The organism is Microbacterium sp. NPDC055599 (genome assembly GCF_053618975.1).
In genome coordinates, this window is sequence record NZ_JBSHIM010000017.1 from 302 (window position 1) to 21,438 (window position 21,137).

Annotated in this window: 23 protein-coding genes; 12 read left to right on the top strand and 11 right to left on the bottom strand. The window is 71.7% G+C overall.

Features of this window, described 5'->3' with window-relative positions; genetic code table 11:
* Positions 1 to 185 precede the first annotated feature (185 nt).
* The 3 genes from ACWGQ1_RS15435 to ACWGQ1_RS15445 are packed head-to-tail and all read left to right on the top strand — an operon-like array spanning position 186 to position 2,425.
* Complete coding sequence (locus ACWGQ1_RS15435; RefSeq protein ID WP_452313259.1) at positions 186 to 1,178, top strand: cytochrome b/b6 domain-containing protein; 993 nt, start codon at positions 186 to 188, stop codon at positions 1,176 to 1,178.
* Positions 1,179 to 1,232: 54 nt separating this feature from the next.
* Positions 1,233 to 1,979 carry a hypothetical protein gene (locus tag ACWGQ1_RS15440; RefSeq protein WP_136034426.1) on the top strand — a complete coding sequence of 249 codons (747 nt, stop codon included), beginning with the start codon at positions 1,233 to 1,235 and terminating at the stop codon, positions 1,977 to 1,979.
* Positions 1,964 to 2,425, top strand: a complete 462-nt coding sequence (locus ACWGQ1_RS15445; protein WP_452313260.1) for a nuclear transport factor 2 family protein — start codon at positions 1,964 to 1,966, stop codon at positions 2,423 to 2,425. The genes ACWGQ1_RS15440 and ACWGQ1_RS15445 overlap by 16 nt, the downstream gene beginning before the upstream one ends.
* A gap of 16 nt (positions 2,426 to 2,441) precedes the next feature.
* On the opposite strand, the gene ACWGQ1_RS15450 is transcribed toward ACWGQ1_RS15445, so the two are convergent.
* Both ACWGQ1_RS15450 and ACWGQ1_RS15455 read right to left on the bottom strand, forming a co-directional pair.
* Positions 2,442 to 3,602, bottom strand: coding sequence for an NADH:flavin oxidoreductase/NADH oxidase (locus tag ACWGQ1_RS15450; RefSeq protein WP_206252593.1), 1,161 nt, complete (start codon positions 3,600 to 3,602; stop codon positions 2,442 to 2,444).
* Positions 3,599 to 4,963 carry an MFS transporter gene (locus ACWGQ1_RS15455; RefSeq protein ID WP_452313261.1) on the bottom strand — a complete coding sequence of 455 codons (1,365 nt, stop codon included), beginning with the start codon at positions 4,961 to 4,963 and terminating at the stop codon, positions 3,599 to 3,601. Before ACWGQ1_RS15455 ends, ACWGQ1_RS15450 begins: the two co-directional genes overlap by 4 nt.
* A gap of 120 nt (positions 4,964 to 5,083) precedes the next feature.
* Between ACWGQ1_RS15455 and ACWGQ1_RS15460 the strand changes: the two genes are divergently transcribed.
* Complete coding sequence (locus ACWGQ1_RS15460; RefSeq protein ID WP_247982254.1) at positions 5,084 to 6,118, top strand: MBL fold metallo-hydrolase; 1,035 nt, start codon at positions 5,084 to 5,086, stop codon at positions 6,116 to 6,118.
* Here ACWGQ1_RS15460 and ACWGQ1_RS15465 read toward each other — a convergent pair.
* From ACWGQ1_RS15465 to ACWGQ1_RS15485, 5 genes are all read right to left on the bottom strand, one after another.
* Complete coding sequence (locus ACWGQ1_RS15465; RefSeq protein WP_136045339.1) at positions 6,105 to 6,539, bottom strand: nuclear transport factor 2 family protein; 435 nt, start codon at positions 6,537 to 6,539, stop codon at positions 6,105 to 6,107. The two genes, ACWGQ1_RS15460 and ACWGQ1_RS15465, sit on opposite strands and share 14 nt — an antisense overlap.
* Positions 6,536 to 6,979 carry a thioesterase family protein gene (locus ACWGQ1_RS15470; RefSeq protein ID WP_452313262.1) on the bottom strand — a complete coding sequence of 148 codons (444 nt, stop codon included), beginning with the start codon at positions 6,977 to 6,979 and terminating at the stop codon, positions 6,536 to 6,538. Before ACWGQ1_RS15470 ends, ACWGQ1_RS15465 begins: the two co-directional genes overlap by 4 nt.
* Complete coding sequence (locus tag ACWGQ1_RS15475) at positions 6,976 to 7,719, bottom strand: SDR family NAD(P)-dependent oxidoreductase (protein ID WP_136034051.1); 744 nt, start codon at positions 7,717 to 7,719, stop codon at positions 6,976 to 6,978. Before ACWGQ1_RS15475 ends, ACWGQ1_RS15470 begins: the two co-directional genes overlap by 4 nt.
* A gap of 77 nt (positions 7,720 to 7,796) precedes the next feature.
* Positions 7,797 to 9,395 (bottom strand): NAD(P)-binding domain-containing protein, encoded by a 1,599-nt coding sequence (locus tag ACWGQ1_RS15480; RefSeq protein ID WP_452313263.1) that lies wholly within the window; start codon positions 9,393 to 9,395, stop codon positions 7,797 to 7,799.
* Positions 9,392 to 10,315, bottom strand: coding sequence for an alpha/beta hydrolase (locus ACWGQ1_RS15485; protein ID WP_136034055.1), 924 nt, complete (start codon positions 10,313 to 10,315; stop codon positions 9,392 to 9,394). The genes ACWGQ1_RS15480 and ACWGQ1_RS15485 overlap by 4 nt, the downstream gene beginning before the upstream one ends.
* Before the next feature lie 81 nt (positions 10,316 to 10,396).
* Between ACWGQ1_RS15485 and ACWGQ1_RS15490 the strand changes: the two genes are divergently transcribed.
* The gene (locus tag ACWGQ1_RS15490; RefSeq protein WP_136034057.1) at positions 10,397 to 10,969 is read left to right on the top strand and encodes a PadR family transcriptional regulator; all 573 of its coding nucleotides are present in this window, start codon (positions 10,397 to 10,399) and stop codon (positions 10,967 to 10,969) included.
* Positions 10,970 to 10,999: 30 nt separating this feature from the next.
* On the opposite strand, the gene ACWGQ1_RS15495 is transcribed toward ACWGQ1_RS15490, so the two are convergent.
* Positions 11,000 to 11,779: an SDR family NAD(P)-dependent oxidoreductase gene (locus tag ACWGQ1_RS15495; protein WP_136035588.1), complete on the bottom strand. Its 780-nt coding sequence runs from the start codon at positions 11,777 to 11,779 to the stop codon at positions 11,000 to 11,002.
* 132 nt (positions 11,780 to 11,911) lie between these two features.
* Between ACWGQ1_RS15495 and ACWGQ1_RS15500 the strand changes: the two genes are divergently transcribed.
* The 5 genes from ACWGQ1_RS15500 to ACWGQ1_RS15520 all read left to right on the top strand — a co-directional run bounded on the left by ACWGQ1_RS15500 (position 11,912) and on the right by ACWGQ1_RS15520 (position 17,141).
* The gene (locus ACWGQ1_RS15500; RefSeq protein WP_136034060.1) at positions 11,912 to 13,138 is read left to right on the top strand and encodes an ABC transporter substrate-binding protein; all 1,227 of its coding nucleotides are present in this window, start codon (positions 11,912 to 11,914) and stop codon (positions 13,136 to 13,138) included.
* A gap of 110 nt (positions 13,139 to 13,248) precedes the next feature.
* Complete coding sequence (locus ACWGQ1_RS15505; RefSeq protein WP_136034062.1) at positions 13,249 to 14,106, top strand: branched-chain amino acid ABC transporter permease; 858 nt, start codon at positions 13,249 to 13,251, stop codon at positions 14,104 to 14,106.
* A gap of 2 nt (positions 14,107 to 14,108) precedes the next feature.
* A complete protein-coding gene (locus tag ACWGQ1_RS15510; RefSeq protein WP_452313264.1) occupies positions 14,109 to 15,926 on the top strand; it encodes an ABC transporter permease subunit in 1,818 nt (605 codons plus the stop codon).
* Positions 15,919 to 16,638: an ABC transporter ATP-binding protein gene (locus ACWGQ1_RS15515; RefSeq protein WP_136034066.1), complete on the top strand. Its 720-nt coding sequence runs from the start codon at positions 15,919 to 15,921 to the stop codon at positions 16,636 to 16,638. The genes ACWGQ1_RS15510 and ACWGQ1_RS15515 overlap by 8 nt, the downstream gene beginning before the upstream one ends.
* A 41-nt stretch (positions 16,639 to 16,679) precedes the next feature.
* Positions 16,680 to 17,141: an ASCH domain-containing protein gene (locus ACWGQ1_RS15520; RefSeq protein WP_136034068.1), complete on the top strand. Its 462-nt coding sequence runs from the start codon at positions 16,680 to 16,682 to the stop codon at positions 17,139 to 17,141.
* A 44-nt stretch (positions 17,142 to 17,185) separates the two neighbouring features.
* Here ACWGQ1_RS15520 and ACWGQ1_RS15525 read toward each other — a convergent pair whose 3' ends face one another.
* From ACWGQ1_RS15525 to ACWGQ1_RS15535, 3 genes are read right to left on the bottom strand one after another with little or no spacing between them, the layout of a single operon-like run.
* Positions 17,186 to 17,668 carry a nuclear transport factor 2 family protein gene (locus ACWGQ1_RS15525; RefSeq protein WP_136034070.1) on the bottom strand — a complete coding sequence of 161 codons (483 nt, stop codon included), beginning with the start codon at positions 17,666 to 17,668 and terminating at the stop codon, positions 17,186 to 17,188.
* Positions 17,665 to 18,198: a nuclear transport factor 2 family protein gene (locus ACWGQ1_RS15530; RefSeq protein WP_136034072.1), complete on the bottom strand. Its 534-nt coding sequence runs from the start codon at positions 18,196 to 18,198 to the stop codon at positions 17,665 to 17,667. Before ACWGQ1_RS15530 ends, ACWGQ1_RS15525 begins: the two co-directional genes overlap by 4 nt.
* A complete protein-coding gene (locus ACWGQ1_RS15535; RefSeq protein WP_136034075.1) occupies positions 18,195 to 19,028 on the bottom strand; it encodes an SDR family NAD(P)-dependent oxidoreductase in 834 nt (277 codons plus the stop codon). Before ACWGQ1_RS15535 ends, ACWGQ1_RS15530 begins: the two co-directional genes overlap by 4 nt.
* Before the next feature lie 72 nt (positions 19,029 to 19,100).
* On the opposite strand from ACWGQ1_RS15535, the gene ACWGQ1_RS15540 reads away from it, so the two are divergent.
* Positions 19,101 to 19,919 (top strand): SDR family oxidoreductase, encoded by an 819-nt coding sequence (locus ACWGQ1_RS15540; protein WP_136034077.1) that lies wholly within the window; start codon positions 19,101 to 19,103, stop codon positions 19,917 to 19,919.
* Complete coding sequence (locus ACWGQ1_RS15545; RefSeq protein ID WP_136034079.1) at positions 19,916 to 21,136, top strand: acetyl-CoA C-acetyltransferase; 1,221 nt, start codon at positions 19,916 to 19,918, stop codon at positions 21,134 to 21,136. The genes ACWGQ1_RS15540 and ACWGQ1_RS15545 overlap by 4 nt, the downstream gene beginning before the upstream one ends.
* Position 21,137: the final 1 nt, after the last annotated feature.

A 21,137-nucleotide genomic window follows, 5' to 3' on the forward strand; every position in this document is an offset into this window, starting at 1 on the left:
GGCCGCCGCGATCTCGTCGATCGACACGTCGTCGGGCGACCTGAGGCTGAACAGCTCCAGGGCCACGCCGATCAGCTGCTGCCGCCGCTCCCGCCGCCACCGCTGCCGCCGCCACCGCTCCCGCCGCCGCCGCTCCCGCTGCCGCTGCCGTTCCCGCCGCCGCGACGCCGAGCACGACGGAGATCGTGCCGGCCGCCGACCTCGCGACGCCGCTGCCGTGGACGCGGACGGTGTGGAACGGCCGTGCGCCGCGTCACCTCACGACCTCTCCGGACACGGGTCGCCGCCGCCCGACCTGGACGCAGGCGATCGCGGGGCTCTTCGGTGCCGTGGCCCTGGGCGTGCTGGCCGGCGCGGCCGTCGCGCTGGTGCGGGCGCTGCTGAGCGTCCCGTTCATGCAGGACTTCCTGGCTGCGTTCCCCGGCGAGTACGAGCCGGCGATCCCGGTCGAGCCGGGCTTCGCGCCGTGGGTCAACTGGGCGCATTTCTTCAACATGTTCCTGATCGTGCTGATCATCCGCTCGGGTCTGCAGGTGCGCACCGAGAAGCGGCCGACCGTGTTCTGGACGCCGCGGAACAACCCCAAGGGAAAGATCAGCCTGAACCTCTGGTTCCACCAGGCGCTCGACATCCTGTGGCTCGTGAACGGCGTGGCCTTCGTGGTGCTGCTCTTCGTCACCGGGCACTGGGTGCGCATCGTGCCGACGAGCTGGGAGGTCTTCCCGAACGCGCTGTCGGCGGCCCTGCAGTACGTCTCGCTCGACTGGCCGCACGAGAACGGCTGGAACAACTACAACAGCCTGCAGCAGCTCGCCTACTTCGTGACCGTGTTCGTGGCGGCGCCGCTCGCCGCCGCCACCGGTTTCCGCATGTCGGGGCTGTGGCCGAAGAGGGCGGAGCGGCTGTCGAAGGCGTACCCGGTGGAGTGGGCGCGCGCGCTGCACTTCCCGATCATGCTGTACTTCGTGGCGTTCATCGTCGTGCACGTGGCACTCGTGATGCTCACCGGGTTCCAGCGCAACCTCAACCACATGTTCGCGGCGCAGGATGCGGCGACCTGGACCGGGTTCTGGGTGTTCGTGCTCTCGCTCGTCGTGATCGCGGGCGCGTGGGCGGCGGCGCGTCCGCTCGTGCTCGCCCCGATCGCGAAGCTCTTCGGCAAGGTCTCCGGTCGCTGATCGCCCGAGGCGAGCGGGTGTTGACAGGTCACCAAGCAAACGCTTGACTGGGGCGTGTCGCTGCCTCTCGCCTTCTTCTCCTTCGTCCGTCTCGACGACCGCTCACAGCACGCCGAGTACAACCGCTGGCATCAGCTCGACCACCGGCCCGAGAACCTCGCCCTGCCCGGCGTCGCAGGGGGAGACCGGTGGGAAGTGCGACCGACGGGTGATGGTCTGGCCACAGGGTCACTCGCCGGCGCTGTGGACTTCGTCGCCATGTACTGGTTCCGCGACCCGGTCGACGAGTCCGTCGCCGCGTGGGATGCGCTCGGGGAGGCCTCGTTCCAGTGGGGTCGCGGGCCGCTGCTCCCGGGCATCCAGCGCCCCCTGCTCGCGTTCTTCCGTCCGGTGAAGGGCTATGCCGCCCCGCGCGCTCTGGTGTCGCCCGACGTGCTGCCCTACCGCCCGAACCGCGGACTGCACCTCACCGCCACCCGCTTCGCCGAGCCGCATGGCCACAAGGCCCACGAGGCGCATCGGCGAGAGGACCGCGAACTCATCCCGGCCCTGCTCGACGTGGACGGCGTCGCCGGCGCCTGGACCTTCTCGTACAGCCACCCGCAGCGGCACTCCTCCCTGCCGTTCGACGAGAGCCCGGCCGATGAGCCGGGGTCCCTGCGCCTCCGCCTGCTCTATCTGGAGGACGATCCCGACCTCGTGACCCCGGCTCTGCGCGCCGTGGAAGAGCGGTTCCCCGGGGCGGGCGAGGTCGTGCTGTCGACCCCGGTGCACACGATCATCCCGTGGCAGGACTGGTGAGCGCCGATCTCGAACGGCGGCTGCGGGCGCTCGAGGACCGCGCAGAGATCGCCGAGCTGATCGCGCGGTACGGGCCCGCCGTGGACAGCGCGGACGCCGCCGAGGTCTCGGCGCTCTGGGCGGCGGATGGCACCTACCGCTTCGACGACACGGTTCTGGACGCGGACGGCGTCCGGACCCTGGTCGACCTGCCGTCGCACCGCGAGTATCTGCGCCGCGGCTGCGCGCACGTACTCTCCGCCCCTCGGATCGAGATCGACGGGGACACGGCGGTGGCCGTGACGCACTCCGTGGTGCTGCTGCGCGACGGCGACCACTGGGAAGCGGAGCGGGTCAGCGCCAACCGGTGGGAGCTGGTGCGAACGACGAACGGATGGCGCGTGCGGGAGCGCCGCAATCACCTGCTCGACGGGGATGCGGTCGCCAGAGAGCTGCTCGCTCCCTGAGTGCTCGGGCTCCGGCTCAGCCCTCGAAGCGCGAGAGCGGGGTCTCACCCGCGGCGGCGAGCCGGGCGAGCGTCCGCGCGCGCGGACCGAGGGCGCTGCCGAACCGCACGTCCCATCCCTCGTGGCTGTCGTCGCCGAGCGCCGCGCGCGCGTGATGCGGCCAGTTGGGGTCGTCGAGCGCCTCCCGGCCGAGCAGCACGAGATCGGCGTCGCCGTGGTCGAGCAGTCGATCGGCCTGCACGGGGTCCACGATCAGGCCCACCGTCGCGGTCGGCACCCCGGCCTCGTCGCGGATGCGGCGGGAGAAGTCGGCGTGGAAGGCGAAGCCGCGGCGGACCCTGGTGTCCGTCGAGCGGTCGGTGGTGATGCCCCCGGACGAGGTGTCGATGAGGTCCACGCCCTCCGCGGCGAGGGCGCGCGCGATGCCGACCGTGTCGTCGATGCCCAGTCCGTCCGCGGCGCCGTCGACCGCGGACAGCCGGAACGACAGCGGGATGCCGTCGCCGATCGCCGACCGCACGGCGGTGACCACCTCGCGCGGGTAGCGGAGCCGGTTCTGCGGACTGCCGCCGTACGCGTCGGTGCGACGGTTCGACACGGGGGAGAGGAACGAGTGCAGCAGGTAGCCGTGGGCGCCGTGCAGCTCGACGAAGCGGAACCCCGCGGCGACCGCCCGCACCGCGGCGTCGTGCCAGTCCTGCACGGAGCGGGCGATGTCGGCCGCGGTGACCGCCGCGGGCACGGCGTGGCCCGGTCCTGCCGCCAGGGCGCTCGGGGCGTCGAGGGGCCAGGGGCCGTGGCCGACCGCGGCGTCGGTCTCGTCCAGGGGTGCACCGGCCCGCCACGGCTCGCGCACCGCTGCCCGCCGCCCCGCGTGACCCAGCTGCACCCCGGGAACGGCGCCCGCGGCACCCACGACCTCGGCGACCCGACCCCACCCCGGCACCTGCTCGTCGCTCCACAGTCCCGCGTCGAACGGCGAGATGCGGCCCCGCGGATGCACGGCCGTCGCCTCGGCGATCACGAGCCCCGCACCACCCAGGGCGAAGCGTCCGAGATGCGCGACGTGGAAGTCGGTCACGAAGCCCTCGCGGGACGCGTACATGCACATGGGGGAGATCCCGATGCGGTTGGGCAGCGTCACGGAGCGCAGGGTCAGTGGCGAGAACAGGGTCATGGCGACTCCGGGAGACGGGGGAGGCGGAGGACGGTGGCGAGCACGGCGGTCACGGCACCGCACAGCGCTGCGGCGCCGAAGCACAGCAGAAGCGCCTGCTCGGACAGGAAGGACGGATCGGCGGCCGAGGGCAGGGCGGTGATCGCGAACGCGAAGAGGGCGGCGACGACCGCGCCGGACAGCGTGCGGATGACCGAGTTCACGCCGTTCGCGGTGGCGACCTCGTCTGGAGGGACCGAGGCGGTGATGAGCGACGGCATCGCCGCGAACGCGAACGCCACCCCCGCGCCGACCAGTGCCGAGCCGAGCAGGACGGGCAGGGCCGCGCCGTGGAACAGCATCCGCAGCAGGAACGCCGCGGCCATGAGCGACGACCCCAGCAGCAGTGCGCGCTGCCCGCCGAAGCGGCTGATCACACGGGCGGCGAGGGGCGCGAGGGTGATCATCGTCACGGCGGACGGCAGCAGGAAGAGCCCGGCGGCGGCGGTCGTGGTGGCCAGGCCGTAGCCGGTCGCGGCGGGTGCCAGGGCCTCCTGGGTGGTGAGCAGGTGGTTGGCGTACATGCCGGCCGTCGCGAAGAACGAGGCCACGTTGATCGGCAGGATCGGTGCGCGCAGGCTCGTGCGCACGTCGATCAGCGGTGCCGGGTGCCGTCGCTCCCACAGCAGCCAGGCGAGCAGTGCCGCGGCCGCGAGTGCCGCGAGTCCGAGCGTCGGCATGCTGGCCCATCCCCAGTGCTGACCCCGCGAGATGGCGAGCAGCAGAGCCGTGAGCCCGAGCGCGAGCAGCACGGCCCCGATGCCGTCGAATCCCCGCACGGGCCGCGTGGGGGCTTCATCGATGCGCAGCCGGATGAGCACGCAGAACACAGCGCCCACGATGGCGGAGCACCAGAACACGGCCGGCAGTCCGCCCCACGCGAGCAGCGGCCCGGCGAGCACGAGGCCCAGCGCGGAGCCCATGCCGAGCGTGCCGCTCATGAGGGCGATGCCGAGCACGGCGCGGCGGCGGGAGACGAGGGCGCTCAGGAGGGCGATGCCGATCGGCACCACGGCGGTGCCGAAGCCCTGGAGCGCTCGGCCGATGAGCACCGCGAGGAATCCGGGCACGACGGCCGCGATGACCGATCCGGCGACGAGCAGCGCCATGGCCACGAGCAGCATCCGCCGGCGGCCGTGCAGGTCGGCGAGCCGCGTCACCACCGGTGTCCCGACCACCCCGGTGAGCAGGGTGACCGTGATGAGCCAGGACGCATCGGCGGCCGTGGTGCCGAGCAGGGCGGGCATGAGCGGCAGGATGGGCACGATGAGCGTGAACTGCAGGGAGGTCAGCATGCCGCATGCGGCGAGCAGTGCGACCACTGCGCGCTCGTGGCGCTCTCGTCCCGACTCCACTGTCACCGTCCCGCTCGCGGGACCGCGTCCCAGGCGTCAGGCTAGCCGGATCTCGTGAAATGAACAAGCGATTGCTAGGGTGGTGTCATGAACGCGGTAGCGGACGACGTGGTCCCCGTCGACGAGGCGGAGCGGACGGCGTGGGATCGCGGTGAACTGCGCCCGCCCGCCGAGATCGCCCCCGGCCTGTGGTGCATCCCGGTCGAGATCCCCGAGGGCACGCTGCCCGGCACGCTCGCCTACGCCGTGCTCGGCGGCGACGGCGTGCACCTGATCGATCCGGGGTGGGACACCCCGGGCAACCTGTCCCGCATCGAGGAAGCGCTCGCCGCCGCCGGCCGCGCGCTGTCCGAGCTCGCGACGGTCGTCGTGACCCACCACCACCCCGACCACCTCGGGCTCGCCGCACGGCTCCGCGACCGCACGGGAGCCCGCATCGCGATGTCGTCCGCCGAGCGACGGGTGCTGGGTGTCGTGGTCGATCCCGCGGCCACCGACCCCGCGGCCTACCGCCATACGGTCGAGCGCTGGGGCGTCCCCCGCGATCGCCACGCCGAGCTCCTGGCGTCGTTCACGCGTCCGTCCCTCACCGGCGACGTGGAGCCCGACGTGCTGCTCGCCCACGGCGACGTGCTCGACCTCGGCGGGCGGCGCCTCGAGGTCGTCGCGACCCCGGGGCACACGGGCGGTCACGTCTGCCTCGCCGACCGAGAGGCGCGACTGCTGTTCACGGGCGATCACGTGCTGCCGCGCATCTACTCCGGTGTCGGCATCGGCGTGCTGCCGGGCGATGAGCCCCTGGGCGACCTGCTCGACTCGCTCGACCGCCTGGCGCCGTTCGACGCCTTCACGGTGCTGCCCGGCCACGAGTTCCGGTTCACCGGGCTGAGGGAACGGCGGGCTCGGATCGCGGCCCACCATCTGCGTCGCACGGCCGAGGTGGCAGCGCTGGTCGACGAGCTCGGCGACAGCCCGGTGTGGGAGTACGCGCAGCGCCTCACGTGGACCGCGGGATGGCAGGGGCTCGACGGATTCTGGCTGCACTCCGCGCTGCGGCAGACCGAGATGCACCGCGAGCTCGTACGCAGCGGCCGGGCCCGCGCGTGGCTCAGCCCCGGCTGATCACGCGTCGCCGCAGCAGCCAGCGGTCGCCGTCGCGCACGAACTCGTCGGCGTACACCCCCATCGCCGCGAGCACCGGCGCCCCGTCGGTGCCGCGGTAGTAGCGGAAGTAGGCGCGCGACCGCGCCCGGTCGCCGTCCACCTCGACCGCGATGCTCGACACGTCGTGCCGCGTGTGGGTGCCCGGGCCCTGGATGCCGGCCGCACGGCGCTCGTGCACGCCCGCGAGCAGCGCCGCCCTCCCGGAGATCGTCTGCACGTCCATCGGCAGGTCGGTCGCGTCGGTGAGGTCCCAGACCGCGTCCGGAGTGAAGCACCGCACGTACTCCGCGGGGTCTCCCGCGTCGGCCAGGTGGGCGATGCGGGCGAGCAGCATCGCGATCTCCTGACGGTCGCCGATCGTGCGCAGGTCGACGTTCATGCGGCACCCCCTCCCGCCCAGCGCTCCAGGTGCGCGCGCAGGTCGGCGGGGATGCGCACGGGCTCCTGCGCGGGGGAGACCGTCACGACCGTGTTCTCGGCGCGCGCGACCGGCACGCGGTCGTCGAGTCGGGTCATGCGGAACGCGAAGCGGAACGACGAGGCGCCGATGCGTCCCAGACGCAGGTCGATGCGCACCTCGTCGAACAGGCGGGCTGCGGCCAGGTACTCGCACGTCGTGGCGCGTGACACCGTCCACCACCCGAAGCGCTCGACCAGCGTGTCCTGCCGTAGCCCCTGCAGATAGAGGAACTCCGACTGCAGCGCCTCCATCTTCGGGAACCAGGCGGCGTAGTAGAGGATCCCCGCGGGGTCGGTGTCCGCGTAGCTGAGGCGGGTCGTGTGGGAGTGCAGCACCGGGCGCTCGGGCTCCGCGCTCACTGGGTGACCGTCCAGCCCCCGTCGACCGGGAGGAAGACGCCGTTGACGTAGCCCGCGAGCGGCGAGAGCAGGAACAGTGTGGCCCAGGCGATGTCGTCGGGCGTGGCCATGCGCTTCAGCGGAATGCGCGTGAGGACACGCTGTCCGGTCTCGCTGCTCGCGAACCCGGCGAGCCGCGGGGTGTCGGTCATCCCGGGCGCGACGCCGTTGGAGCGGAACTCGTGGGCGCGGTGGGCGGCGAGGTGGCGGACGTAGCCCATGATGGCGGCCTTCGCGGCGGAGTACCACGCGCTGTCGGTGCCCACGAGGTTGCCGGCGACCGAGGTGGTGGCGACCATCGCGGCGCCGGTGCCGGGACCGGCCGCCGCCCAGGCGTCGGTCACACGGCGCACGCTGCCCACGCAGATCTCCAGGGCACGGTCGAAGGGGAGTGTGGAAGCAGACGCGGGACCGGCGTTGTTGTGCAGGTAGCGCACCGGGCCGAGGGTGGCGGCGGCGTCGGCGAAACCCGCGGACACGGCGGCATCGTCCGACACGTCGGCCACCCAGGTGTGCACCGCGGGGGCGACCGCGCGCACCTGCGTCGCGGTCTCCTCGAGTCCCTCGGGGTTCAGATCCCACAGGCTCAGGGCCAGCCCGAGCTCGGCGGCGCGCACGGCGGTCGCCCGGCCGATGCCGCTGCCCGCGCCGGTGATGAGCACCGCGTCTCCCGTGGTGAATCCGAGGTCGATGGCACTCATCCCGCGCTCCTTTGCCCAAGCATTTGCTTGTTTGACTCTAGCGGCGAGGTCGTCCGAAGGCCAGCCCGACTCCGCGATCAGCGCGACGACAGCACGAAACCGCGGAACCCGGCGGCGGCGACCTCCTCGCACCGGTCGATGTAGGCCTTGAAGCCGCCGATGTACGGCAGGAAGCCGCGAGCCTTCCCCGCGATGTTGGCGCCGGTGTACCACGAGGGTGCGGAGCCGAACAGCGTGCGGTCGGCGAGCTCGAGGGAGTGCGCCGTCCACGCCTCCGCCGCATCCGCGCGCGCCTCGATCGACGTGAACCCGCGGTCACGGCAGTGCGCGATCATCCGCAGCGCCAGGTCGCCCTGCTGCTCCGACGTCAGCGCCATGTTCGACAGCACGCTGGGGCTGCCCGGGCCGTTCAGCACCAGCAGGTTCGGGTACCCGGGCAGTCCGATGCCGAGGTAGGTGGAGGGGAAGCCGCTCCAGTCCTCGCGCAGCGAGCGGCCCTCGCGGCCCCGGATGTCGATCGCCGTCAGGGCCCCGGTCATGGCGTCGAAGCCCGTGGCGTACACGATCACGTCGTGCTCGCGGTGCCGGGCGGCCGTGCGGATGCCGGTCGGGGTGACCTCGGCGAGAGGCTCCGTGCGCAGATCCACGAGCGTCACGTGCGGGGCGTTGAACGTCTCGTAGTAGCCCGAGTCCGTGCAGATGCGCTTGGTACCCACGGGGTGATCGCGCGGGGTCAGCGTCGCGCGCACCTCGGGATCATGCACCCGCTCGGCGAGCTTCTCCTCGAAGAACAACCGCGCGGCGTCGTTGATCACCGGGTCGACCGTGAGGCCCTGAAACGCCTTCGCGAACAGCACGCCGCCGCGGGTCCAGCTCTCCTCGAACACCGCCCGCCGCTCCTCCTCGCCGGTCTCCGCGAAGGGCACGGGATGACTCGTCCACGGCGAGCCCGCGGCACCGTTCCACGACAGCTCGCGCCGTCGCGGTAGGGCCCGCTGCTGCTGTGCCCACTCCTCGTCGTCGATCGGACGGTTGAACGCGGGCACGCTGTAGTTGGCGCTGCGCTGATACACCGTGAGCTCGGACGCCTGCTCCGCGAGCAGCGGGATGGCCTGCACACCGGACGACCCCGTGCCGATCACGGCCACGCGCCGCCCCCGCAGGTCGACCTGGCCCTCGGGCCAGGCGGAGGTCTGCAGCACGGTGCCGGCGAAGGTGTCGCGCCCGGGGAGATCGGGCAGCTGCGGCTTCGAGAGCCCGCCCGTCGCCATCACCAGCCACCGCGCGGTCGCCGTCAGCCCGGTCTCCGTGCGCACCTCCCAGTGCTGCAGCCCCTCGTCCCAGGTCGCGGCGGACAGGCGCTGCCCGAACCGGTAGTGGCGGCGCACGTCGAAGCGGTCGGCCACGTGGTTCAGGTAGCGCAGGATCTCGGGCTGTGTCGCATAGCGCTCGGTCCATCGCCATTCGCGCTGCAGCTCGTCGTCGAACGAGAACGAGTAGTCGATGCTCTCCACGTCGCACCGCGCACCGGGGTAGCGGTTCCAGTACCAGGTGCCTCCCACGTCGTCGCCGGCCTCCAGCCCGAGCACGTCGAGCCCGGCCCGTTCGGCGTGGATCGTGGTGTACAGCCCGGCGAGGCCGGCGCCGACGACGAGGAGGTCGTGCTGGGTGGTCATGTCTGCTCCTTCGCAGGGGTGGGGGTGAGCGCGCGCACGTCGCTCCAGAGGAGGGCCGCGGCGGACGCGGCGGGGCCGTAGCCGGGGATCGTGAGGAATCCGTGGAACTGGTCGGGATGGTGTCGCTCGACCACGGGCACCCCGGCGGCGCGGAGACGCCGGGCGTACAGCGCCCCCTCGTCGCACAGCGGGTCGAGCCCGGCGGTCACGACGACGGCGGGCGGCAGATCGCCCAGGTCGTCGACCGCGAGCGGCGTGACGTCGGGGTGGACCCGGTCGGCGGTGTCACCGAGGAAGGTGCGCCAGTAGTGGGCGAGCAGCTCGGCGGTCACGAAGTACCCCGCGGCTCGCGTGCGATGGCTCTCCGTGGCCATGGCCGGGTCCAGGAACGGGTACAGCAGCACCTGGCCGACGACGGGGCTGTGGCCGCAGTCGCGGAGGGCGATCGCGGCGCCGGCGGCGATGTTGCCCCCCGAGCTGTCCCCTGCGAGGAGCAGCCCGTGCGGCGCGAGGCCCGCCGCGATCGCCCAGTCCGCGGCGGCCACGAGGTCGTCCCGGGCGGCGCCGGGTCCCGCCTCCGGCGCGAGCCGGTAGTCGACCGACACGACGATCGACTCCGTCTCCCGCGCCCAGCGTCGGCAGAAGCCGTCGTGTCCGGCGATCGAGCCGTGCAGAAAGCCGCCGCCGTGCGCGTACACGGTGGCGGGCGCGCCATCGCGGATCGTCGCGGGGCGGTACACGCGGATCGGGATCGGGTGCGTGCCGCGCGCGACCACCGCGTCCTCCGCGTCGGCGTCGTCGAGGTTCGCGGCGGGGCGGATGCGCGCATCCACGGCGGCGCGTCCCGCCAGCGGGTCCATCGTCCAGATCGGCGGGAACGTCGCGTTGAGCAGGTCCAGCATCCGGGTCGTCTCGTCCACCTGATCTCCTTCGATCGGCGTCGGTATGACTGCTAGTCATAGTACGATCAGGAATATCTCACTCAACGACGAGGAGGTCAAGTGACCGATCACGAGAACACCCCGCAGCTGCCGGAGCTGCCCGCCACGAGCTGGGCCGTCCTGGGCATCCTGTCGTTCGACACCGAGCTGTCGGGCTACGACGTCAAGCAGTGGGCCGACCAGAGCCTCGCGTTCTTCTACTGGGCTCCGTCGCAGAGCCAGATCTACACCGAGCTGCGCCGGCTGGAGGACCTCGGCCTCGCGGTCTCCCGGGTGGAGCAGACGCACGCCGCGAAGAGCCGGCGCCTGTACGCGATCACCCCGCTCGGACGCGACCACATGCGGCGCTGGACCGACGACGTGCCGCCCGAGCCGGTGGTGCTCAAGCACCCGCAGATCCTGCGCCTGTGGGCCGCGCACAACGGCGATCTCGACCGCCTGCGCGCCGCGCTCACCGCCTACCGCGACGAGGCACTGCGGACCGCTGAGGACGCGGGGGCGCACGCCAGGGGAGCCGAGCGCGAAGAGGCGTGGCGGTTCTCCGGGGTCGCCCTGGAGTGGGCGGAGCGGTTCAACCGCGACGAGGCCGCCCGCATCGACTGGCTGCTCGAGCGCCTGCAGGGCATGCGATGACGCCGGGCCGCGCGTGACCGTCCCCGGGGCTCAGAGCCCGAAGCCCCCGTCGACGTCGAGCTTCTGCCCCGTGATGAACCCGGCCGCGGGCGACGCGAGGAAAGAGACCGCCGCGGCGATGTCGTCCGCGGTGCCGAAGCGGCGCATCGGGATGTTGGCCATGGCCACGTCGAGCGCCCGCTGGTCGAGGTCGCCTGAGGCCATGAGGCGGGCCGACATGCCGTCCCACAGCATCCCGGGGCCCACGGCGTTCACGCGCACGCCGAAGCGGCCCTCCTCCGCGGCGAGCCCGCGCGCCAGTGCTTCCACCCCGCCCTTCGGGGCCACCGAGAGCCCGTCGCGGACGGGGTATCGGCGGGTGCCGGCGCTGGTCACGACCGTGAGCGAGCCGGACGCCTGGCGCAGGGCGGGCAGGAATGCCGAAGCGATCGTGAAGAAGCCCACGAGGTCGTCGTCCACCTGGCGGGCGAACTGCGCCACGGGGACCTTCGACAGGTGCACCATCGGCACGTGGGGACCGGCGGCGTGCACCACCGTGTGGATCGCACCGTGCTGTGTCACGAGGTCGTCCGCGAGGGCGCGCGCTGCCTCCTCGTCGCGCACGTCCAGGCGGTGCAGCTCGATGTCGGCACCCAGGGCCGTGCGCACCTCGGGGGCGGGCTCGGAGCGGTGGGTGACGACCACGCGCATGCCCGCCGCGACCAGGCCGCGCGCGATCGCCGAGCCGATCCCTCCGGTGCCTCCCGTCACCACGGCGACGCCGTCGAGGGGGGAGGGCTGGCGGGCGTCGATGCTCTGCGGAGTGTCCATGAGCGGCGAATCTAACAGCAGTTCCGTCATCAACCAAGCAATTGACCGGTTGGGCATTGTCCGGGTGATCCGAGTGTGATTTACTAAGCAAGCGTTTGGTCGCTCTAACTCAACGATGAGAGAGGTTCGGAAATGCGATTCAAGAGGCTCGCGGCAGTCGCCGCAGGGATCGTGGTGTCGTCCATGGCGCTCGCCGGCTGCTCCGGCGGCGATGCGGACGCCGACAACAGCGGCGGCGGGGACGCCGGGGGCGATCCGATCAAGATCGTGGTGCTGGGCGGCATGGGCGCGGAGGGCATCCTGGCGGACAACGCCACCACCGCCGTCACGGCAGCCCTCGCCTCCGTCGACGCCGTCAACGACATGGGCGGCATCCTCGACCGCGAGGTCGAGATCACGCATCTGGAGGACAACGCCGACCCGACCGTCGCCGTCACCAAGCTGCGCGAGTACATCGCCACCGAGGGCAAGCCCGCCCTCGTGATGAACTCCGGCCCTTCCACCATCACCGAGGCGATGCTGCCGATCCTCACGCAGAACCAGATCGTGTCGTTCAACATCGGCCCGACCACCGGCTCCGGCGACCCCTCGGTCAACCCCTACAGCTTCGACCTGAGCGCGTCCGTGCCCGACTACCTCGGCTCGTTCGTCGCCGAGATGGAGGATCGCGGCTACGAGGACGTGGCCATCCTGCACGGCTCCAGCGCCTACGGCGAGCTGTTCGGACAGCTCGGTGAGACCACCTTCGCCGACGCGGGCTTCACCGTCACCGGCAACGAGGGCTTCGACAACGCCGCGCTCGACATGACCCCGCAGCTGTCGGCGCTCCAGCAGGGCGACCCCGACGTGCTCGTTCTCGACGCCTACGGCGCCCCGCTCGGCTACGTGCTGCAGAGCCTCGAGAAGCTCGGCTGGGACGTGCCGGTGATGGGCAACTCCTCCGTCGCCGCGACCGGTCTGATCGCGACGCCCGCCCCCGACGGCGTGCTCGGCACCGATCAGGTGAAGAACCTCACCATGCAGGTGTACTCCAGCACCCAGTACAACCCCGACGACACCAAGGTCAACGACGCCGTGGAGCGTATGCTCGCTGCGGGCGACATCAAGTCGTCGCTGATCCTCGCGTACAACTACGACTCGGCGCTGCTGTTCAAGGCCGCCGCGGAGAAGGCCGGTGGCATCGACGACCCCGACGCCCTGGTCGAGGCGCTCATCGACCCCGAGGTGCAGAAGGCGGCCGAGACGGCGATCCTCGCCAACTACGCGTTCGAGAAGGACGCGCACAGCCCGCACGTGAGCCCGGACCAGTTCGCGTTCATCCCGCCGGGCGAGCTCGTCAACGGTCAGTTCCAGCCCTGACCCGGCCGGCGAGCGACCACGGCCGGCGGCTCGGATCCCCCGCGGATCCGAGCCGTCGGCACACGGAGCCCGCCGCCTCGAAGCCACAATGATGGAAGGACCCGACCGCAATGACCATCATCTGGTCCGGCCTCGCGCTCGGTGCGATCTACGCACTGGTGGCGATCGGCTACAACATCGTCTTCCTCTCCCAGAAGACCTTCAACTTCGCCCAGGCGGCGCTCATGATGCTCGGTGCGTTCCTCGCGTACGTCGGCATCGTCGTCTGGGGTCTGCCCTGGTGGCTCGTCGCGATCGGCGCGGCCGTGATCGTCGGCGGGATCGCCGCGCTGGAGGAGCGCGTCGCCATCCGACCGGTGAAAGACCCGCACAACCTGCTCGTCACCACGCTCGGCGCGTCGATCATCATGGAAGGCGTCGCACAGGTGATCTGGGGCGGTGAGCCCAAGCGTGTCCCCTTCTTCATGGGCGACCAGGTGCTCGAGTTCCTCGGCGGCCGCGTGTACCCCGTCGAGATCGCCCTGATCGTGCTCGTGATCGTGCTCGTGGTGGTGCTCACCCAGTTCGCGAAGCGGAGCATGACCGGCATCGCCCTGCTCGGCATGAGCGAGAACCGGGAGGCGGCCCAGCTGCGCGGCGTGAACGTGCGGCGCTTCGCCCTGCTGGCCTTCATCTTCACGGGGGTGCTCGCCGGGTTCCTCGGCGTCTTCGTCGGGCCCAAGACCTACGCGGTCGCGACCCTCGGCGCCTCGCTCGCGCTCAAGGGCTTCGTGGTGCTCGCCATCGGCGGCTTCGGGTCGCTGGGCGGCGTGCTGGTCGGGGGGCTGATCGTCGGACTCGCCGAGGCCCTCGCCACGCGCTACATCGGCGCGGACTACGCGGGGCTGACGGTGTTCTTCATCCTGATCGTGATCCTGATGGTCAAACCGACGGGGCTCTTCACCCGTCGCGTGGAACGGACGGTGTGACCATGGCCGCTCTCTGGCTGAAACTGCGTGCCGTCCCCGGGTGGCTCTTGCCGCTCGCCATCGGCGCGGTGCTGCTCGTGCTGCCCTTCCTGGGGCTCAACTACGGCGCGACCCGGCAGATCGAGCTCACGCTCATCCTCGCCCTCATCGTGCTCGGCCTGAACCTCTCGCTCGGCTACGCCGGCGAGCTCGCGATGGGTCAGGTCGCCATGTACGCCGCCGGTGCCTACGCGGCGGGTCTCGCCAACAAGGCCGGCGTGACCGACATCTGGCTGCAACTGCTGATCGGCGGAGGGGCCGCCCTGATCGTCGGCCTGATCTCCGGCATCCCCGGGCTCCGGCTCGGCAGCTGGTCGCTCGCGATGACCTCGTTCTTCCTGATCCTGATCGTCCCCGACGTGCTGTCGATCTTCAAGGAGGAGACCGGCGGTCGCAACGGCCTGGCCGGCATCATGCCCGCGACCTCCTTCGGGCAGATGATCGACGGGCGGACGTACTACGTGCTGATCGTCGCGATCGCGATCGTCGTGTTCGCCCTCATCCGCAACCTCGTCGTGTCCGACCACGGCACCGCCCTGCGCGTGCTCAAGCAGAGCCCCGTGCTGGCGTCGTCCATGGGCATCTCGGTCTTCCGCGCCAAGCTCACCGCGTACGCGATCGGCGCGGTGCCGGCCGGCATCGCGGGCGTGCTGTTCGCCAACCTCGACCTGTTCATCTCGCCGGAGGCGTTCGCGTTCTCCTTCGCGATGACGGTGCTCGCGGCGTCGATCTTCGGCGGATCCGCAAGCATCTACGGGGCGCTCATCGGCGCGGCCGTGCTGCAGTTCGGCATGAACCAGTCGACGAACTTCAGCAAGTTCGGCCTCATCATCTCCGGTGCGTTCCTGCTCATCGGAGGGGTCGCATTCACCGGCGGTCTCTCCGGGCTCGTGCGCAGCCTCGTGCGCAAGGCCGACATCGCTGCGAAGCGCAGGGTCGGCATCGAGCCCGTGCCCGCAGCCCCGGCCGACGTCGAGAGGCTCGACGGCGCCCTGCTGCGCACCGACGGTGTCTCGAAGGCGTTCGGTGGCAACCAGGCGCTCTCGAAGGTCTCGATCGAGGCGGCGCCGGGCGCGGTCACCGCGATCATCGGGCCCAACGGCTCGGGCAAGACCACGCTGCTGAACATGATCTCGGGGTTCTACCGCACCGACGCCGGCACGATCGAGCTCGACGGGCGGCCCATCCAGGGGCTCTCGTCGTATCGGGTCGCGCGGGCCGGAGTGTCGCGCACGTTCCAGACCCCCAACATCCCCGAGAAGCTCACCGTGTTCGAAGCCGTGCAGGCCGGGTGCTACGCGACCGAGCGCGCCAGCGTGTTCGCGTCGGTGCTGCGCCTGCCGTCGTTCTGGCGGGCGCGTCGGGAGAACCGCGCGGCGGCCGAACGTGCCCTGGCACTGGTCGGGCTGAGCGCGCAGCGCGACGAGCCGGCCGACTCCCTCCCGCTCGGCAACCGCCGCCTGCTGGAGGTCGCCCGCAGCCTCGCGGCCTCGCCCCAGGTCGTGCTGCTCGACGAGGTCGCCTCCGGCCTCGACGAGGACGAGCTGGAGGTGCTGGAGAGCCTGGTGCGCCGGCTGCGCGACGCCGGGATGACCGTGATTCTCGTGGAGCACAACTTCCAGCTGGTGCTGCGTCTCGCCGACGACATCTACGTGCTCGCCCAGGGCGCGGTCATGGCGCACGGCACCCCGGAGCAGATCGAGAGCAACCCGCGCGTGATGGAGGAGTACCTCGGCGTCACGGCGGAGACCAACGCGGCGGGAGGCGGCGACCATGAGTGACGTGCTGCTGGAGGTGTCGGCGCTGCAGACCGGCTACGGCGACCTGACCGTGGTGCGCGACGTGTCGCTCACGGTGCGGTCGGGAGAGATCACGGTGCTGCTCGGTCGCAACGGCGCCGGCAAGACCACCACGCTGCGTGCCATCACCGGATTGAACCGGGTCACGGGCGGGTCCGTCTCCTACCTGGGGGCGCCCCTCGCCGACGCGCCGCACAAGCGGGTCGCGCGCGGGATCTCCTACGTGCAGGAGGGCAAGAAGGTCTTCCGTGAGCTGACGATCGAGCAGAACCTGATCCTCGGCGGCTTCTCGCGACGCCTCGGCAAGCGCGGCCTCGCCTCCTCGGTCGACGAGATCTACCAGCTGTTCCCGATCCTCGGCAGCAAGCGGGCCCTCCCGGCTGCGAGCATGTCGGGCGGACAGCAGCAGATGCTCGCGATCGGGCAGGCGCTCATGGCGAAGCCGAAACTGCTGATCCTCGATGAGCCGAGCCAGGGCCTGGCCCCCGTGATCGTCAAGGAGGTCATGGAGCGGGTGCACGAGCTGAAGGCGACCGGCATCGGCATCCTCCTCGTCGAACAGGCGGTGCAGGAGTCCGTCGCGATCGCCGACGAGGTGGCCGTGATCGAGATGGGCCGCACGACGCTCGCGGGCGCCGCGGCCGACGTGTCCCTGGAGGATCTGCAGCGGGCGTACTTCGGCGCGGTCGCGTGACGGCAGGCGGTCCCGGGGGTGTCCGCCGCTAGTCTGGGCGGGTGGATGACGGTGCGGGGATCGAGCAGTACTGGCGCGACGCGAGGGCGGCGCTGCCGCACCTTCCCGAAGCGGTGCCGGAGGCATGGGCGTTCGGTGCCACCCCGGCGCACGCCGACGAGCTGCTCGCGCTGGTGCTCGCCGGTGTGAAGGTCGGCACCGCGTCGTCGCTGTGGGACTACGAGGCGACCGGCGACCCGCTGCCCGAGGTGGGTGAGCTCAGCATCATCCTCGACGGACGCGGGGAGCCGCGCGCCGTGATCGAGACGACCGCGCTCGAGGTCGTGCCGTTCGACCGGGTCGATGCCGTGCACGCCTTCGCCGAGGGGGAGGGTGACCGCACGCTGGAGCACTGGCGCGAGGTGCACGAGCGCTACTGGCGCACCCACTCCGAGAGCCCGCGCGGCTACGCCCCGGACATGCCCGTGCTCTGCGAGCGGTTCCGGCTCGTCCTCCCCGTCTGACCGGGGCCGCGCCTGACCGTGACCTCGCCCGACCTCCGCTCGGATCAGTCCGGCAGCACGGCCGCGGGCGGATAGCCGAGCACCGTTGTCTGTTCGCGTCCGAACGCCGTGGTGACGCGGTGGGCGATGCGCCAGCGACCGTCCACCCGGCGATACGCCACGTCGTAGTACCCGCGCATCGCCACGCGGGGTGCGCCCGGGTCCGCAGGGTGGTCGCCGTGGAACTCGAGGTGCACGCGGGCGGTCGCCCGGTCGCCGTCGAACCGCAGCTGCGGCAGGTGCAGGAAGTGGATGCCCGAGAACGGGGCGTCGCGGCAGAACGCCTCCAGCGCAACACGACCCTGTACGAACGTGACGGGCGGCGCGTCGCCTACGGGCCGGGACTGGTACACCCCGTCGTCCGTGAAGAGCGCGCTCCACACGGCGCCGTCGCGTTCGTCGAACGAGCGCGCGTACGTCGCCTCCAGGTCGATGAGCTCCAGGCGGTCCTCCAGCAGCCGCAGCCGCCGTTCGATGTCCGCGGTCATGTCATCCTCCTCGCGCTCTCGGCTGTCGTCCGCACCCGCTCCCGGAACGCGGTGGAGGGGTCGTCCGGTCCTCGCCGTCCGCGTGGGCCGTCGCCCTCGGGATCGCGCAGGCGCCCGGCGTCGGACCGGGTCCAGTCGCGCACCGCGAGGCGCTCGACGATCCGCCAGCCGTCCGGGTCGCGGCGCAGGTGGTCGAGGTAGCGGAAGCCGCTCGTGAAGTTGCGGGTCTCGTCGTCGGCCGGGGATCCCCAGTGCACAGCGGTGCCGGAGGTCTCCGCGTACGCGTGGTCGCCGAGCAGCTCGACCGTGTGGTTGGCGGTGAGGTGCGCAGTGCCGTCGAAGACCGCGGTCCGTTCGCGCAACCAGGCCACGTAGGCGTCGGCGTCACCGGAGAAACCGGTGTGGTGGTCGACGCCGTCCGTGGCATACACCGCACGCACCGCGCCCCAATCCGCCCGGTCGACCCCAGCACAGTAGCGGAGCACGAGGGCGTGGATCTCCTGACGATCGACCAGCTCCGCGAGGTTCATGCTCGATCCGGCAGGTTGGTCCAGCCGCGGCCCTCCGCGCGGCCGTACCAGCCGGAGGCGGCGAGCGTGCCGCCGTCGACCGGAATGGTGTGTCCGGTCACGAAGGCGGCGTCGTCGGAGGCGAGGAACGCCACCACGCCCGCGAAGTCCTCCGGTCGACCGAAGCGCCCGGCAGGGAGCCAGGAGCGCAGCAGAGCGGGGTCGCGTCCGGCGAGCATCAGCTCGGCCGGTGTCTGAGGGGTGTCGGCGAGGTCGGGGGCGATCGCGTTGACGCGGATGCCGGAGGGGCCGAGCTCGACCGCCAGGCTCTTGGTGAAGGCGGACACGCCGGCGTTGTAGGCGGAGTACACCGCGTTGCCGGGGATGCCGCGGAAGGCCTCCACGGTGGACACGTTCACGATGCTGCCGCGGCCGGCCGCGATCATTCCGGGCAGCAGGGCGTGCGTCACCGCGAACACGTGCCAGAGGTTCAGCTCGTGCAACCGCTGCCACTGCTCCGGTGGGCTCTTGGCGAAGAATGACTTCGCGGGGCGGAAGTCGCCGACGTTGTTGACGAGCACCTCCGCATGACCGTGCTGCTCCTGAACGTGGGCCGCCAGGCGGGCGACCGTGTCGTCCCGGGTGATGTCGCCGACGAGCGCGGTGCAGCTCCCGCCGTCTTCCTCGATCTCCGACGCTGTCGCCTCAGCGGCGTCGGCGTCGATGTCGACCAGCACCACGTGGTCGCCCTCAGCGGCGAAGCGGCGGCTGATGCCGCCACCGATGCCGAGCGCACCGCCGGTGACGACGATCGTGCGCGGAGAGCGGGGAGGTACGTCTTCGTGACCCATGCAACAAACCTAGCATTTGGTTGGTAGCATGGACAGGCCGTCGCACCGGAGCGCGGTACGGAGGAGTGCGCAGTGAGTCTGGTCATCGATTTCGCGGGGAAGGTCGTCGCGGTCACCGGCGGCGGTCGCGGTGTCGGCCGGGGCGTGGTCGACGCGTTCCTGGACGCCGGGGCCGAGGTCGAGTTCTGCGGGCGCTCCGAGCCCGACGGGGTTCCCGAGCGCGACGGGCGCCGCGCTTCCTTCCGCCCCGTCGACGTGCGCGACGCGGCGCAGAACGAGGCGTGGATCCGCGACGTGGCCGAGCGCCACGGACGGCTCGACGTACTCGTCAACAACGTCGGCGGCTCCCCCTTCGGCCGGTTCGAGGCGGGCTCGCCCCGCTACTTCCAGGCGATCACCGAGATCAACTTCCTCTCGGCCGCCGTCGCCACGCGCGCCGCGTTCGAGCCTCTGCGCGCAGCGAAGGGCAGTGTCGTCAACATCACCTCGATCAGTGCGCGCCGTCCGAGTCCGGGCACCGCCGTCTACGGGGCGGCCAAGGCGGCACTGGAGAGCCTGACCCGCAGCCTCGCCGTCGAGTGGGCCCCCGAGATCCGCGTCAACGCGGTCAGCAGCGGGCTCGTGCACACCGAGAGCGCCGCCGATCACTACGGCACGCCCGAGCAATACGCCGAGATCGCGCGCACCATCCCGCGCGGACGTCTCGCCGACCCCGCCGAACTCGGGGCCGTGTGCGTCGTGCTCGCCTCCCCCCTCTCCGCGCACCTCACCGGTGCCGTGATCCCGGTCGACGGCGGCGGCGAATGGCCGGCCTTCCTCGCCCACACCCCGAACGCCGACATCGTGCGGCAGGCCGACCGCCTGCCCGACTCTGGAGGAACCCCCTCATGACCGAAGCCGTCATCGTCTCCGCCGTGCGCTCGCCCATCGGCCGCGCGTTCAAGGGCAGCCTGAAGGACATGCGCGGCGACGACCTCGCGACGCAGATGGTGCGCGCCGCCGTGGAAGCCGTGCCGGGACTCGACCCCGCCGAGATCGACGACCTGATGATGGGGTGTGCGCAGCCGGCCGGTCAGCAGGGGTACAACATCGGCCGCATGGTCGCGCTGCAGCTCGGGTGGGACGGCGTGCCCGGCACCACCGTCAACCGCTACTGCGCGTCCTCGCTGCAGACCACTCGCATGGCCTTCCACGCGATCAAGGCGGGCGAGGGCGACGTGTTCGTGTCGGCCGGGGTCGAGGCGGTGTCGCAGTTCGGGTCCGGCAAGGCCGACGGCATGCCCGACACCAAGAACCCGCGGTGGGCCGACGCCGCTGCCCGCACCGCGCGGGACGCGCAGGACCCGGAGTTCGTGTGGTCCGACCCGCGCGCGCGCGGCGAGCTCGCCGACATCTACATCGCGATGGGCGAGACCGCCGAGAACGTGGCCACGTTCCGCGGCGTCTCCCGGCGCGAGCAGGACGAGTGGGCCGTGCTCAGCCAGAACCGTGCCGAGGCCGCGGCCGCCCGCGGCTTCTGGCAGAAGGACATCACTCCCGTGCGTCTGACCGACGGCACGCTGGTCTCGGCCGACGACGGCCCCCGCGCGGGGGTGACCCTGGACGGCATCAGCGGGATGCAGCCCGTGTTCCGCCCGCACGGCACCGTGACGGCCGCGAACTGCTGCGCGCTGAACGATGGGGCGGCGGCGCTCGTGGTCATGAGCGACACCCGAGCCGCCGAGCTGGGGCTGACCCCGCTCGCCCGCATCGTGTCGACCGGGGTGTCGGCGCTGTCGGCCGAGATCATGGGGCTCGGTCCCGTGCAGGCCGTCGAGCGGGCGCTCGCCCACGCCCGCATGAGCATCGGCGACATCGACCTCCTGGAGATCAACGAGGCGTTCGCGGCCCAGGTCGTGCCGTCCATCGCGGACATCGGCATCGATCCGGAGCGCGTGAACGTCAACGGCGGCGCGATCGCCCTCGGCCACCCCTACGGCATGACGGGTGCGCGCATCACGACCACGGCGATCAACGCGCTGCGGGAGCGAGACGAGCAGTTCGCGGTCGAGACCATGTGCACCGCGGGTGGCCAGGGCATGGCGATGGTGCTCGAGCGCCTGAGCTGAA

Coding starts and splice junctions, on each gene's coding strand:
- ACWGQ1_RS15450 (WP_206252593.1), bottom strand. CDS start 3,602: ATGACCCTGTTCTCGCCACTGACCCTGCGCTCCGTGACGCTGCCCAAC.
- ACWGQ1_RS15460 (WP_247982254.1), top strand. CDS start 5,084: ATGAACGCGGTAGCGGACGACGTGGTCCCCGTCGACGAGGCGGAGCGG.
- ACWGQ1_RS15465 (WP_136045339.1), bottom strand. CDS start 6,539: ATGAACGTCGACCTGCGCACGATCGGCGACCGTCAGGAGATCGCGATG.
- ACWGQ1_RS15475 (WP_136034051.1), bottom strand. CDS start 7,719: ATGAGTGCCATCGACCTCGGATTCACCACGGGAGACGCGGTGCTCATC.
- ACWGQ1_RS15480 (WP_452313263.1), bottom strand. CDS start 9,395: ATGACCACCCAGCACGACCTCCTCGTCGTCGGCGCCGGCCTCGCCGGG.
- ACWGQ1_RS15495 (WP_136035588.1), bottom strand. CDS start 11,779: ATGGACACTCCGCAGAGCATCGACGCCCGCCAGCCCTCCCCCCTCGAC.
- ACWGQ1_RS15500 (WP_136034060.1), top strand. CDS start 11,912: ATGCGATTCAAGAGGCTCGCGGCAGTCGCCGCAGGGATCGTGGTGTCG.
- ACWGQ1_RS15505 (WP_136034062.1), top strand. CDS start 13,249: ATGACCATCATCTGGTCCGGCCTCGCGCTCGGTGCGATCTACGCACTG.
- ACWGQ1_RS15510 (WP_452313264.1), top strand. CDS start 14,109: ATGGCCGCTCTCTGGCTGAAACTGCGTGCCGTCCCCGGGTGGCTCTTG.
- ACWGQ1_RS15515 (WP_136034066.1), top strand. CDS start 15,919: ATGAGTGACGTGCTGCTGGAGGTGTCGGCGCTGCAGACCGGCTACGGC.
- ACWGQ1_RS15525 (WP_136034070.1), bottom strand. CDS start 17,668: ATGACCGCGGACATCGAACGGCGGCTGCGGCTGCTGGAGGACCGCCTG.
- ACWGQ1_RS15530 (WP_136034072.1), bottom strand. CDS start 18,198: ATGAACCTCGCGGAGCTGGTCGATCGTCAGGAGATCCACGCCCTCGTG.
- ACWGQ1_RS15535 (WP_136034075.1), bottom strand. CDS start 19,028: ATGGGTCACGAAGACGTACCTCCCCGCTCTCCGCGCACGATCGTCGTC.
- ACWGQ1_RS15545 (WP_136034079.1), top strand. CDS start 19,916: ATGACCGAAGCCGTCATCGTCTCCGCCGTGCGCTCGCCCATCGGCCGC.